This is a genomic window from Streptomyces sp. NPDC002088 (assembly GCF_040296605.1).
Taxonomy (GTDB): domain Bacteria; phylum Actinomycetota; class Actinomycetes; order Streptomycetales; family Streptomycetaceae; genus Streptomyces.
Genome location: NZ_JBEOXO010000024.1, coordinates 153,772 through 166,186 on the forward strand (window position 1 = coordinate 153,772; position 12,415 = coordinate 166,186).

Genomic DNA, 12,415 nt, shown 5'->3' on the forward strand with positions numbered 1-12,415 from the left:
ATGCCGCCTCCACCCGACACCTCTCAACCGATGACAACGCTCAATCGCTGCGAGAGGCCACCAACGCCCCCTACACGAGAGGCCCCTGTGGTCGAACCCATACCTTCGCCTATCGTTCCAGCTGACTTAGCACCCCCACGCAGACATGATCTCAGTCACGCAGCCGTGCAGGGCAAAGGGACAACATGCCTCGCTACAACGCGACACGACGAGGACCCTCGACCCTCGCGTAAAGCGACATGGCCTGCGTGGGACACGGCGTCTGCCGTCACAGACTGCGGGGCGGCTGGAGCAGGGCACTGCACGTCCTCGGCATGCGCGACGTCGGACTGGAATGGGACCAGTGGGCGTGCAAGGCCCGCGCTGCGGCTGGCCAGTTGACCATCCGCACCGACGTGGCGAGGTACCCGACCTGGCCCTTCATCGGCCGCACCCGCGGTGTGATCGCCTCGCCGCCGTGCCAGGCGTGGAGCATGGCCGGCAAGCGCCTCGGCCTGCTCGACCAACCGCTGGTGCACGCGGCGGTCGAGGACCTGGCCGCCGGTCGCGACACCCGCGAACGCCTCCTCGCCGCATGCCGCGACGAGCGCTCCCTGCTCGCCGCCGAGCCGATGCGCTACCTGTACGCCCTGAACACGGTCGGCGAGCCCGACTGGGTCGCCATGGAGGAAGTACCGGACGTCCTGCCCTTGTGGAAGGAGTACGCCGCCGTCCTGCGCGGGTGGGGATTCTCCGTCTGGTACGGAATCCTCAACGCAGCCGACTTCGGCGTCCCGCAGACCAGGAAGCGAGCGATCCTCCTGGCCTCCCGCGTCCGTACAGCGCAGCCGCCCACGCCCACGCACTCCCAACTCGCCGAGCTGGCGCTGTTCGGTCCGGGCCGCGCCCGCTGGGTCAGCATGGCCGAGGCCCTCGGATGGGGCGCGACCGACCGGCCCGTCCCCACCGTCTGCGCGGGCGGCGGGCCCGGCGGCGGCCCCGAACCGTTCCCGTCAGGCTCCCGCAAGACGCTGTCCGACGCCCGAGAGCGCGGCACCTGGATGCCCCGCCCGGACGGGGTGGTTCTGCAGTCCCGTCGCGAAGGCGCCGGATGGGCGGCCCGGCACGGCACACGCGAGAACCGGGCCGCCGACGCTCCGGCGCCGACGTTCACCGCCGAGGCGCACCGCTGGTCCTGGTCCCTGCGCAGCAACAACCAGGCCAACGCCACGGTCCGTCCGCTGTCCGAGCCGGCCGGCACGCTGTTCTTCGGACACCGCGCGAACGAGTGCACCTGGGTCGCCGAGCCCGCATCACCGTCGGCCGAAGAAACCGATGCGCCAGCCGTGCCCGAGCCGATCCGGATCACCGCCCGCGAGGCCGGCCTCCTGCAGACCTTCCCCGCCGACTACCCCTGGGCCGGCAACAAGGGCCAGCAGTTCTCCCAGATCGGCAACGCCGTGCCCCCGCTGCTCGCCGGCCACCTCCTCGCCCCACACCTCGGCGTCACCCTCGAACCCGACGACTTCACCCTCGCCGCCTGATGCCCCACGTCCCCGAACCCGACGAAGACGACCTCGACGCCATCGCACCGCCCCAGCCGGTGTTCCACGTCGAGCAGGCCCTCCTCGGGGCCCTCCTCCTCGACCCGCACCGTCTGGACGACGTGAGCGGCATCGCCGCCGACTCGTTCTCCACCGCCGCGCACGCCGCCTTGTACGCCGCGATCACTACCTTGCCGCGGCCCGACCCCGCCGAGCACGCGAAGAACACCAAGTGGCTCGACCGCGTACTCGCCACGGGCCGGGAGCAGGCGCGCGGGCTGACCGCCTCCTACCTGCACACCCTCGTCCAGGTCTGCCCCTGGCCCAGCCACGCCGCCACCTATGCCCGGATGGTCGAGAACACGCCCGCCGCCGCCTGCAGACGGCCGCCGAACGCCTCGTCCACACCGTCCACGACGCCTCCCTCCCGCACCCCGTGCAGACGGTGCTCGCCGAGGACGACGCGCTCGCCGCGGTCGTGGACGACATCGCGAACCGCTTCCCGCCACGCGCAGGCGTGCTGCCCCGCACCACGGCACCGCCGCCGCCCGCCGCGCCCGACCCCGCAGAGGCCGTCGAGGAGGAGCAGATCCTGCTCGCCACTGCCACGGCCTACCCTCCGACATCGAAGCCGTCCGGTGGCTGCTCCCCGACGACCTCACCCTGCCGCTGCACGCCGGCCTGTGGCAGTGCCTGACCGCCCTGGCCCGCCGCCGCGAGCCCGTCGACCCCGTCACGGTCCTGTGGGAAGCCCAGCAGCGCGGCCTGCTGGACGACGGCAGTGAACCGGGCGGGGTCCTTCGCCTGCTGGCCGAACCGGCCGGTTCCGTCGAGCACTGGGGCGAGCGCGCCCTGCAGCGCTCTCTCCTGGCCACGGCCGCGCACACCGGCCGGCGGATCGAGGCGTACGCCGGCGACCCGGCGAACACTCCGTTCCAGCTCGTCGTCGGCGCCCGCCGCGCCCTCGCCGATATCGGCGCTGTCCGCACCCGCTGGCAGCACGCCACCGGAGCCGCCCCGCCACAGCGGCGGCGACCGGCGCCCACCACGCGCGCCGGCCCGCCGACCACCTCGGCCGCGCACACCGCCCGCGCCACACGAGCAACCCGATAGCCCCCGCGTACACCGGTGGCCGGGGCCGAAGGCCCGGCCACCGGCAGAAGAGACGAGACCCCACCGTGACTCCCGCCATCGACGCCCACGTCCGCCTCGACACCCACCCCACTCATCCCAGCGCCGTGACAGCCGTCCTGACCGGCACCCAGGCCCGCGTCGCTCTCATGGCTCTGGAGGCTGCCGACTGGAGCGTCGCCGCCGACAACGTCCTGGTCCTGGCCCGCATCGATCATGAGGAGCCCTACTGGGCCGAGGACGCAGCCAAGCACCTGATCGCCGAAGGCATCACCGTCGAGATCACCCCTCGGCTCCGGGATGCCATGGACGAGGAATGGACCTGGGCGAACTATCCGATGCCGTGGTGCACCCGCAGCGAAATCCGCGAGGTCTCCAATCAGGCGCAGAAGATCCACGACGACATCCGCCGCGGCCAGCTCCTCATCCACGCCCACGCCCACGACGGCCACACCACCGTCGCGGTCGGCACCTACGTCGGCCCAGGCGGCAAGTCCGTCTACCTGCACGGCGAAGACCACCTGCGCCAGGTCGCCGACACCTTCGACTCACCCGCGCAGGCCCTGCTCGCCTTCGAGAAGGTTCACGCGGCCGAGATGCGCCCCGGCCCGGCGCCCCTGACCGACACCGAACGCGCCGCCATCGAGGCCCGCTCCGTCTTCGACATCACCACGGCCAGGTCCGAACCCTCCCGCCCTGAGCCGGAGACCGTCCCCGTCTACCTGGCCGACGCCGGCGACCACGACGCTCTCCTCGACGCCTTCCTCTACGCGCACGGCGAGTTCGAGAAGTGGCAGGCCTTCCCTGTTGAATCAGCGTGTTGAAGCTGATCCAACAGGGGTGGCTCCATGCCAGCTTGGCGGGCCCCGGTCGCTGTCACAGTGTGATGGGGCCGAGGTCGGCGGCGGTTTGGGCCAGTGCGCGGATGGTGGGGCTGTCAGCGCTGGTGCGCCAGGTGAGCGCCCATTCGAGGGTGGGGGCGTCGTGGAGGGGCAGGAAGACGATGCCGGGGGGCTTGTTGTAGCGCGCGGCGATTTCGCCCAGCGGGTGGACGCAGCGTCCGGCAGCGACCAGGGAGAGGATCTCGTGGAAGGTCCGCGCGGCAGGCCCGCGGGGGATACGGCGGCCGAGCGGGGTGCGGGTGGGGACCATGGAGGCGACCCAGTACTCGGGGGCTTCGGGGCCGAGGTCGACGACGTGGTCATCGGCGAGGTCTTCCAGGGACGCGGTGCCGCGTTGGACGAGCGGATGGTCCGCGGCCACGGCCAGCACGCGGCCTCCGGTGAGCACGGTGGGGCCGACGGTGAGGTCCGGTTCGGCGACGGGCAGCCACAGCACGTGCGCGTCGTGCTCTCCGGTGCGCAGGGCCGTGAACGCGTCGTTGCCGTTGATTTCGCGAAACTCGATGTCGCTGCCGGGGTAGCGGGTGCGGAACGCGTCGACGAGGGGGCGTAGTTCGTGTCCGGCGTGGCCGAAGACGCCCAGCCGCAGGGTCCGGCCCGCGCCCGGGCCGGCTGCTTGGGCGCGGGCGAGTCCTGCGTGGAGGAGGTCGAGGGCCTGCTGGAGGTCTTCACGCAGGCGTCGGCCGACAGGGGTCAGGGCCACGCGTCGGCTGGTGCGATCGAACAGGGCCACGCCAAGGCTGCGTTCTTGTCTGCGGATGGCCTGGCTGACCCGGGCCTGGGACACGTGAAGCCGTTCGGCGGTGCGCCCGAAGTGCAGCTCTTCCGCCAGTGTCAGGAAGATCTCGATGTCGCGCAGCTCCATACATAACCCCCACATTATGGATAGCTCCACGGACTCTACATTGCTCAGCCGCTGACCTGCATCGATGCTGGACACATCACCCACCGACAGGCGGTAGACGCCTGACTGACGCATCGGTAAGGCAGGGAAATTCGATGAGCGCTATGCAGGCCGTCGTCGATCGCTTCGAGATCGAGGGGCTGCGCGCCGAGGTCACCGACGCTGTGATGATGCGCGACTTCGACCGCGTCGCCTCGCTGTTCACTCCCGACGGCGCCATGCGATGGCCGCACATCGACAAGGAGTTCGTCGGCCGCGAGGAGATCCGCGCGGGGATCGAGTGGGGGCAAGGACTGTGGGAGTTCTTCATACAGCACGTCCACCCCGGTGTCATCCGGCTCGACGGAGACACCGCGGCCGGGCGCGTCTACATCCAGGAATTCGGGCGGATGCACGACGGCAGATCACACCTGAACTACGCCCTCTATCACGACCGTTACCAGCGCACGTCCGACGGCTGGAAGTTCAGCGAACGTGTCTACGAGGTCAGGTACCTCGACTCCACCCCGCTGACGGGCTCACCGCCCCGACACCTGGGGCACAGGCGCGTCTGACAACCACCGACGGGCCGACCGGGAGGCGCATCAACCACCCTGGCCGCATCGCGTGGCGACTGCCCTTCCCCGAGTCCACAGACACCCATTACTAGCACTCGACCCGATCGGGACGGCTCGCCATGACCGACGACCGGCGCATACCTCCATCCTCCGCGTCAACCGAACTCAGCATCGAGTAAAGGAGTAACTGTCATGATCCTGATAACTGGAGCCAACGGCGTCGTCGGGCGTCAGGTGATGAACCTGCTGCTGCAGGAGAGCACGGCCATCACTGCGGTCACGCGCGGTCCCGGCTCGGCCGCGCTCCCGGACAGCGTCCAAGCCGTCAGCGGCGACCTGTTTCGCCCACAGTGGATCGAGGCGGCGCTGGAAGGAGTGGAGGCCCTGCAGATCAGCCCGCGCGCCACCGGCCCGGGACTTGGCGAACTCCTGCGGCTCGCCGTCGGACAGGGCGTGCAGCGTGTGGTGCTGCTGTCGGCCACCACCGTGGAGTATCCCGCGGGGGAAGCCCGCTTCGCCGCGCAGTTCCGGTACGCCGAGGACCTCGTCAGCAGCTCCGGCCTGGACTGGACGGTCCTGCGCCTGGCCGACTTCGCGGCCAATGCACTGGCCTGGGCGCCGCAGATCAGGTCCGGTGACGTGGTGCGCGGCGCGTACGGCCGAGCCGCCACCTCGCCCATCCACGAAACCGACATCGCGGCGGTCGCCGCACGCGCCCTCCGCGGCAGCGTTCCCCCGGGGTCAATCCACACGCTGACCGGGCCACAGTCACTGGACCAGGTTGAGAAGGTGCGCCTCATCGGCGCCGCGCTCGGCCGGGCGCTGTCCTTCCAGGAGCTCCCGCCGGAGCACATACGCCAGGGCATGCTCGCGCAAGGGCTGCCCGAGGAGGTCCCCGACCGCCTGCTCGGCTCCCTGGCCGACTACGCCCACCGCCCAGGACCCACCTCCAGCACCGTGGAAGACCTGCTGGGCCGACCCGCGCGCACCTTCGCCGACTGGGCACGCGACAACGCACCCGCCTTCGGCGGCTGATTCGCCGCCGATTCCCACGACACCGCACTCACCTCACACAAGACTGGGAGTCCACCCATGAACCTCGCTCTTTGGATCGCTGCCGGACTGCTGACCGCAGTCGCCCTGGCCGGCGGCATCAGCAAGACCTTCATCCCCAAGGCGAGACTGGCCGCGCAGCACGGCGGGGAATGGACGCAAGACGCAAGACCCGGCTTCATCAAGACCCTCGGGGTCCTCGAACTCCTGGCCGCGATCGGCCTGACCCTGCCCGCCGTGCTCTGACATCGCACCGGTCATGGTGCCAGTGACGGCCGCCTGCTGGATCGCCCTCATGGTCGGCGCCATGCTCACCCACGGCCGCCTCGGTCAGTCCAAACTGGTGCTCCTGAACACGGTCTATCTCGCGCTTGCCATCTTCATCGCGTGGGGCCGCTTCGGCCCTTGGTCCTTCGGCAGCTGACAGAGGTCGTCGGTCCCTCGCACCAGTGTCGTCGGTTCCCACACCTCGGCCGCAGACGCACATCCGCGGCCCGCGCCGAGGTGACGTCAACTCCATGCCCTACTACAACGCCGAACCCAATTACCTGATCGTCCGCGGCGCCCTCGGCCGCAACACCGCCTACGCCGAGTTCGGCCCCCACCTGCCCTACCGCTTCACCTCGGCGCCGGCCCCTGCCATCGCCCTCCCCCCACCACGGCGACGTCCCCCGGACCCCGCTGCGGACGCCCGAAGGCAAACTGCTGGCAGACCTGCCCGTCAATACCCGTCGTACCCCCGCCCGGGGCACCACCGTGATCCTCCTCGGCGGCTGCGTACCCCTTGGCGTCCTGGGCCGCCAAGCGCCTGCCGAACGGCGAGCGCGTCCGACGCAACACCGCCTACCTCGACAGCCTCGCCCCCGGCGGCGACCTCATCGCCGTCACCGCCACCCGCAAGACCGGCGGCATCACCGACACCCCCGACCTGACCGCTGTCGAACCGCTGCTGCTGCTCACCCGCGACACCGCGGGCGGCTTCACCACGCGCCTGGACAACGCCGCCCGCTACGCGGGCCGTGACCGCCCTCAGCCCCGCGCTGACCCGAGTTCCACCACCCCCAACTTCAACACGCTGAACTTAGGGCCCGTAAAGAATCAACACGTTGCTTCACGGTCTCTCCGTCGTTGGTGTGGTATGCGCATACCGAGCGAGGTTCGTGATCAACTTGCCCTGAGGTTCGGGGCGTTGTTCCCTCAACAGATGTGACGACATCTCCGGTAGCCGTCCGGCTGAACCGCGGCCGTCCGCCGGACCGAGCGACAACCTACGGTAGCGCACCTGGCGCCAAGGGAGGCAGTACATGATCGACGTCGTCTTCGGAGTTGACGTTGGCACCTCCAGCACCAAGGGCGTGGTAGTCGACACTGCCGGCCGCATCCTGGGTGAGGCCGTACGCAGTCACGTGGTCGACCGTCCCCGGCCGGGGCACGTCGAGATGGACGCACATGTGTGGTGGGACGAGTTCGTCTCGCTCGCGGCCGAGTTGCTCGATCGCGACGACGTCACCGTCCGCGCCGTCGGAGTCAGCGGCATGGGCCCGTGCACCCTTCTGGTCGATGACGCGGGAGAGCCGGTGCGTCCGGCGGTGCTGTACGGGGTGGACACCCGCGCCGAGGAACAGATCGCCCGGCTGAACCGGGAGTTGGGGTCGGACACCGTCTTCCGCAGGTGCGGTTCGGCGCTGTCGTCCCAGGCCGTCGGGCCGAAACTCGCCTGGATCAGCGAGCGGGAGCCCGGGGTGTGGGCACGCGCCCGCCGCCTCCTCATGCCTGCCTCGTGGCTCGCCCACCGGCTGACCGGCGCCTACGTGCTGGACCTGCATTCCGCCAGCCAGTGCACCCCGCTGTTCGACATCCACGAGCAGCGCTGGATCCCCGAGTGGGCCGAGCACATCGCACCCGGCATCGAACTCCCCCCGCTGCGCTGGCCGGGCGAGGAGGCCGGCCGGGTGAGCACGCCCGTCGCGGGCGTCCCGGCCGGGACGCCGGTCATCGTGGGGACGATCGACGCCTGGAGCGAGGCCATCAGCGTCGGCGGCCACGGCGGCGGCGACCTGATGCTGATGTACGGCACCACGATGTTCCTGGTGAACACCGTCGACCGGCTCGTGACCAGCCCGTCGATGTGGTCCACGGTCGGCGCCCTGCCCGGCACCCGTTGCCTGGCCGGCGGTATGGCCACCTCCGGAGCCGTCACCGACTGGCTCGGGCACCTCTTCGGCGACGTCGACCTCGGCGTGCTGTTCGACGAGGCGGCCGCCTCGCCCCCGGGTGCGAACGGCCTGGCGATGCTGCCGTACTTCGCCGGGGAACGGACACCCGTCATGGACCCCGACGCCCGGGGCGTGATCGCGGGCCTGACGCTGGGTCACACCCGGGCCGACCTGATGCGGGCGGCGCTGGAGGCCACCGCCTACGGTGTCCGGCACAACGTCGAGACGATGCTCGCGGCCGGCGCCGACATCCGGCGGATCGTGGCGGTCGGCGGCGGCACCCGGGGCGGACTGTGGCCTCAGATCGTCAGCGATGTCACCGGTCTCGAACAGATCGTCGCCCGCACGACCATCGGTGCCAGCTACGGTGCCGCCTTCCTCGCCGCCGGGCTGATCGGCCGACCGGACATCGCGGCCTGGAATCCGGCGGAATCGGTGGTCCGGCCCGATCCCGCCACCGCGGGTGTCTACGACCGCCGGTTCACCCAGTACCGGGTCCTGTACGAGAGCACCACCGCGGTCACCCATGCCCTGGCCCACGACCAGAACACCGGCCGTGAAGTAGATACCCCGTGACGTCGCCCTACGCCCTGCCCGCCCCGTTCCGTGTCCGGTCCTGAAGCCGGACGACGAGTACCACACGCCGAACCACCGCTGAGCGCCGTACTCCTCGAACCGCTCCACCTCTGTGAACCCCGGCTTCACCGCGAGGCGCACCGAGGGGTCGTTGACGGTCTAGGTGCACAGCACCACCGGCTCGTCGGGAGGCGCGGCGAACCAGTCCAGTGCAGCTGTGCACGCCTCGGCGGCGTACCCGCGCCCCCACGCCTCCGGCAGGAACATGTAGCCGAGCTCGGCCTCCCCGGCTCCCGGAACCTCTCCCCGCAACTGCCGTCCACGGTTTTCCCGCCGGTGTGGGGGAACCGACCTCGCTCAACACTCTGCGGTTCTCGCTCCACGGCCTCCAGCCCGCCCCAAGATGGTCAGTCGCACCAATTGCGGCAGGTGATGAAGCGACCTGTCGCCAAGTCCCTTCGCCTCAGCTCACCTCGTCGGGACCGGCCTCCGCAATCGCTGACACAGGCTGCGATCAAGATCCGGGCCATGCTCGGGCCAGGGCCGACACACCGCTCCCTCAACCGCATTCGTGCTGCTCAGAGGCGCGCAGACCATGTATCACCAGCAGACGAAGAATCTGCTGGCTCCCCTCCGCGCAGGAAACCTGCGGCACTCACTCAGCGCGCCTACATGCAGGTCACCGAGCACTCGCCGCTTCTATCGCCGCCCACGCCATGTGGTTCCACCGCCCCTTCCGCGCGGACGAGTGGTTCCTGTACGACCAGGAGTCGCCGATCGCGACGGGCGGGCGGGGTCTGGCCCGCGGACGGATCTACGACCTGGGGCCTGTTCCGGGCGCTGTAGGTCAGGAGCTTCTGCGGCGCAGCCAGCCCAGCAGGCCGCGGGCTCGTTCCGGTTGTTCCGGCGCGTGCGCTTCGCTTCGGGGCTCGGGCTGGGCCTGGTGGGCTGCGGGCGTGCCCTTGTGGGGTGCGGGGCGCGGCGCGGGCCGGTGTCGGCGGGCATCCTCGAGGGTGCGGGCCAGGTCGGCCCTCAGCCAGCCGATCTCGTCCGGGTCGGCCGCCGTCATGATCTTCTCGGCGATGTGCGCGGATGGCGAACCCGGGGCAGCCTGGGCGGGTGGCCCCGGCCGGAACCGGTTCACGTGGGCGCGTTCATAGGGATCCGTGACGATCTCCGCGGTCTGGACGGGGTCGAGCAGGGCGGCCAGGGCTCCCGCGCGCTCCCAGGGATCGTCGGCCTTCCGCAGCAGGAATCCCAGGTGTCGTCCCCGCCAGTTCCGGGGCCGCAGGTCCAGTCCCGCGTCCAGCTGGTCCCGCAGCCCCTCAGGCGTACGCCCGCTCAGCAGCCGGGTGTTCTCCGGCCCGGCAGCGAACTGTCGCAGTTCGTCGGCGAGATACAGCCAGACCACCGCGCGATAGCGGTTCAGATAGAACTTCACTGGGATCACCAGGCCCAGGCGCGCCAGGCGTGTGAAGCGGGCGGCCGTCACGTCCATGAGGGCCGCGCCTTCCCTGGTCCCCACGACCTTGACACTGTCGCGGAGTCCTTCGGGAAAGTCATCCGCCGAACGCAGCCGCTCGATCTCGGTGTGCGCGACGCGACGCGCTCCGCCGCCTCCTTCGTCGGGTACGGTCCGGATGCGTCCGAGGTGTACGGCGAGATCGAACTCGCCCCGCTTGAGCCCCAGGTCCCGGGCGGCGCGGCTCGGCGCGCAGGTGAGGGCGTGCGGTTTCGTGATGGTGTGGCCGGGCATGATCGGTCTCCCCCGTGGAGTCGATGGCTCACGCCGTGTGCGCTCGCCGTGAAAAACGGTAGCCGCATCGGCGAATCTTGTGGCGGGCCTGTGGATAACTCCACGGGGGATGGCAAAGATGCAGGTCAGAGGTCTGCGGCCGGGGTCCGCTCGGGCTGGCGGGCGTCCACGCCGAGGTGCTCGCCGACCCGGTTGACGAGCAGTGTCATCTCGTAGGCGATCTGACCGATGTCAGCCTCCGCGCCACTGAGCACGCACAGACAGCTGCCGGTGCCCGCCGCGGTGACGAACAGCACGGCGTCGTCGAACTCGACCATCGTCTGGCGTACCCGGCCCGCGCCGAAGTGGCGTCCCGAGCCCTTGGCCAGGCTGTGCAGTCCGGACGACACGGCGGCGAGATGCTCCGCGTCCTCCCGCCGTAGCCCCGTACTCGCCCCCGTCACCAGTCCGTCGTTGGACAACACCAAGGCGTGCCGTACATGTTCGACACGCTCGGTCAGGTCGTCCAGCAGCCAGCCGAGTCCCTGGTTCTGCGCCATGATCCGGTCTCCCCGTACGATGTCTCCCCCTGTCCGGAGGATCTCTCCGCCAGCCTTCCCCACCGCTGGGCGCCGGGCAAGGAGGATGCGGGCATGGCACAGAAGATGACCGATGACGAGTGGCGGGCGTTCGTCTCGTACGGGACCCGCACCGGGAAGCTGTCGACCGTTCGGGCAGACGGGAGCCCGCACGTGGCGCCGATCTGGTTCCTGCTGGACGGGGACGAGCTCGTGTTCAACACCGGCAAGGAGACCGTGAAGGGGCGCAATCTGGCCAGGGACGGCCGGGTCGCGCTGTGCGTGGACGACGACCGGCCGCCGTTCGACTTTGTGGTGCTGCGGGGACGGGCCGGGCTTTCGGAGGATCTGGACGAGGTGCGGCACTGGGCCACGCGCATCGCCGCCCGGTACATGGGTGAGGAGCGAGCCGAGGAGTTCGGCGCCCGCAATGGTGTCCCGGGGGAACTCCTCGTCCGCGTCACGATCGAGAAGGTCCTGGCGGAGAAGTCCCTCGCCGGCTGACGGCGCCGCCAGTCCGGGGGCCTTGCGCTCACCCCACCGAGTCGAGCAGCCGGGCGGTGTGCATCCGCCCGGCGTACTCGACGAGCCGGATCAGCACCTCCTTCCCCGAGTCGCGGTCACGGGCGTCACAGAGCACCACGGGCGTTCCCCGGTCGAGGTCGAGGGCCCGCGACACCTCTTGGGCGCCGTAGGTCCGGGCGTCCGAGAAGCAGTTGACGGCCACCACGAACGGGATGTGGCGGTGCTCGAAGTAGTCCACCGCGGGAAAGCAGTCCTCCAGCCGCCGGGTGTCCGCGAGGACCACGGCCCCGAGGGCCCCTTGCGACAGCTCGTCCCACAGGAACCAGAAGCGGTCCTGGCCCGGTGTGCCGAACAGGTAGAGGGAGAGGCCGGAGCGGATGGTGATGCGCCCGAAGTCCATCGCGACGGTCGTCGTGACCTTCTGGTCCACCCCGTCGGTGTCGTCCACCAGCTGGCCGGCTTCGCTGAGTAGTTCCTCGGTGCGCAGCGGCCTGATTTCGCTGACCGCGCCCACCAGGGTGGTCTTGCCCACGCCGAACCCGCCGGCGACCAGTATCTTCAACGCCAGGGCGGCCGTCTCGCCATCCATGGCATCGGAGTGCTCGGAGACCATCGATCACTTCTCTCGGGAGTGCCGGCAACGGTCGACGTCAGTACGTGTGTGCCGCGCCCGGGCGGAAGGTCCGCACGCGGCTGCTGGGCGAGTGCGCGAAGT

General features: G+C 70.3%; 12 protein-coding genes and 4 pseudogenes. 11 read left to right on the forward strand and 5 right to left on the reverse strand.

What is annotated here, in order from left to right; genetic code table 11:
- Window positions 1-473 precede the first annotated feature (473 nt).
- From ABT114_RS38095 to ABT114_RS38105, 3 genes and pseudogenes are all read left to right on the forward strand, one after another.
- The gene (locus ABT114_RS38095) at window positions 474-1,523 is read left to right on the forward strand and encodes a DNA cytosine methyltransferase (protein WP_351148214.1); all 1,050 of its coding nucleotides are present in this window, start codon (window positions 474-476) and stop codon (window positions 1,521-1,523) included.
- A pseudogene (locus ABT114_RS38100) lies at window positions 1,523-2,636 on the forward strand (DnaB-like helicase N-terminal domain-containing protein). The gene ABT114_RS38095 and the pseudogene ABT114_RS38100 overlap by 1 nt, the downstream one beginning before the upstream one ends.
- Window positions 2,637-2,701: 65 nt before the next feature.
- Window positions 2,702-3,469 (forward strand): annotated as a pseudogene (locus tag ABT114_RS38105) (DUF317 domain-containing protein); the annotation flags it as partial.
- Between the two features lie 61 nt (window positions 3,470-3,530).
- Here ABT114_RS38105 and ABT114_RS38110 read toward each other — a convergent pair.
- Entirely contained in the window at window positions 3,531-4,421 is an 891-nt protein-coding gene (locus ABT114_RS38110) for a LysR family transcriptional regulator (protein ID WP_351148131.1), read from the reverse strand.
- 134 nt (window positions 4,422-4,555) lie between these two features.
- Between ABT114_RS38110 and ABT114_RS38115 the strand changes: the two genes are divergently transcribed.
- The 6 genes from ABT114_RS38115 (at window position 4,556) to ABT114_RS38140 (ending at window position 8,862) form a co-directional block, all read left to right on the forward strand.
- Entirely contained in the window at window positions 4,556-5,014 is a 459-nt protein-coding gene (locus ABT114_RS38115) for a nuclear transport factor 2 family protein (RefSeq protein WP_351148133.1), read from the forward strand.
- Window positions 5,015-5,209: 195 nt separating this feature from the next.
- The gene (locus ABT114_RS38120; RefSeq protein WP_351148136.1) at window positions 5,210-6,052 is read left to right on the forward strand and encodes an NAD(P)H-binding protein; all 843 of its coding nucleotides are present in this window, start codon (window positions 5,210-5,212) and stop codon (window positions 6,050-6,052) included.
- 57 nt (window positions 6,053-6,109) lie between these two features.
- Window positions 6,110-6,316 (forward strand): DoxX family protein, encoded by a 207-nt coding sequence (locus ABT114_RS38125; protein WP_351148143.1) that lies wholly within the window; start codon window positions 6,110-6,112, stop codon window positions 6,314-6,316.
- Between the two features lie 13 nt (window positions 6,317-6,329).
- Entirely contained in the window at window positions 6,330-6,494 is a 165-nt protein-coding gene (locus ABT114_RS38130) for a hypothetical protein (RefSeq protein WP_351148146.1), read from the forward strand.
- 360 nt (window positions 6,495-6,854) lie between these two features.
- On the forward strand, window positions 6,855-7,280 hold the full coding sequence (locus tag ABT114_RS38135; RefSeq protein WP_351148149.1) for a hypothetical protein: 426 nt from the start codon (window positions 6,855-6,857) through the stop codon (window positions 7,278-7,280).
- Between the two features lie 94 nt (window positions 7,281-7,374).
- Window positions 7,375-8,862 (forward strand): FGGY-family carbohydrate kinase, encoded by a 1,488-nt coding sequence (locus ABT114_RS38140; RefSeq protein WP_351148152.1) that lies wholly within the window; start codon window positions 7,375-7,377, stop codon window positions 8,860-8,862.
- A gap of 60 nt (window positions 8,863-8,922) precedes the next feature.
- On the opposite strand, the pseudogene ABT114_RS38145 reads toward ABT114_RS38140, so the two are convergent.
- A pseudogene (locus ABT114_RS38145) lies at window positions 8,923-9,168 on the reverse strand (GNAT family N-acetyltransferase); the annotation flags it as partial.
- A gap of 371 nt (window positions 9,169-9,539) precedes the next feature.
- Here ABT114_RS38145 and ABT114_RS50740 point away from each other — a divergent pair.
- Window positions 9,540-9,731 (forward strand): annotated as a pseudogene (locus ABT114_RS50740) (acyl-CoA thioesterase II); the annotation flags it as partial.
- Here the strand turns inward: ABT114_RS50740 and ABT114_RS38155 are convergent.
- Together ABT114_RS38155 and ABT114_RS38160 are read right to left on the reverse strand one after the other, a co-directional pair.
- Window positions 9,710-10,618 carry a DUF6397 family protein gene (locus ABT114_RS38155; RefSeq protein WP_351148155.1) on the reverse strand — a complete coding sequence of 303 codons (909 nt, stop codon included), beginning with the start codon at window positions 10,616-10,618 and terminating at the stop codon, window positions 9,710-9,712. The pseudogene ABT114_RS50740 and the gene ABT114_RS38155 overlap by 22 nt on opposite strands.
- A 125-nt stretch (window positions 10,619-10,743) precedes the next feature.
- Window positions 10,744-11,157 carry a roadblock/LC7 domain-containing protein gene (locus ABT114_RS38160; protein WP_351148158.1) on the reverse strand — a complete coding sequence of 138 codons (414 nt, stop codon included), beginning with the start codon at window positions 11,155-11,157 and terminating at the stop codon, window positions 10,744-10,746.
- A gap of 93 nt (window positions 11,158-11,250) precedes the next feature.
- On the opposite strand from ABT114_RS38160, the gene ABT114_RS38165 reads away from it, so the two are divergent.
- Window positions 11,251-11,679, forward strand: a complete 429-nt coding sequence (locus tag ABT114_RS38165) for a PPOX class F420-dependent oxidoreductase (protein ID WP_351148161.1) — start codon at window positions 11,251-11,253, stop codon at window positions 11,677-11,679.
- A 28-nt stretch (window positions 11,680-11,707) separates the two neighbouring features.
- Here ABT114_RS38165 and ABT114_RS38170 read toward each other — a convergent pair whose 3' ends face one another.
- Window positions 11,708-12,313: a GTP-binding protein gene (locus ABT114_RS38170; protein ID WP_351148164.1), complete on the reverse strand. Its 606-nt coding sequence runs from the start codon at window positions 12,311-12,313 to the stop codon at window positions 11,708-11,710.
- Between the last annotated feature and the right edge of the window lie 102 nt (window positions 12,314-12,415).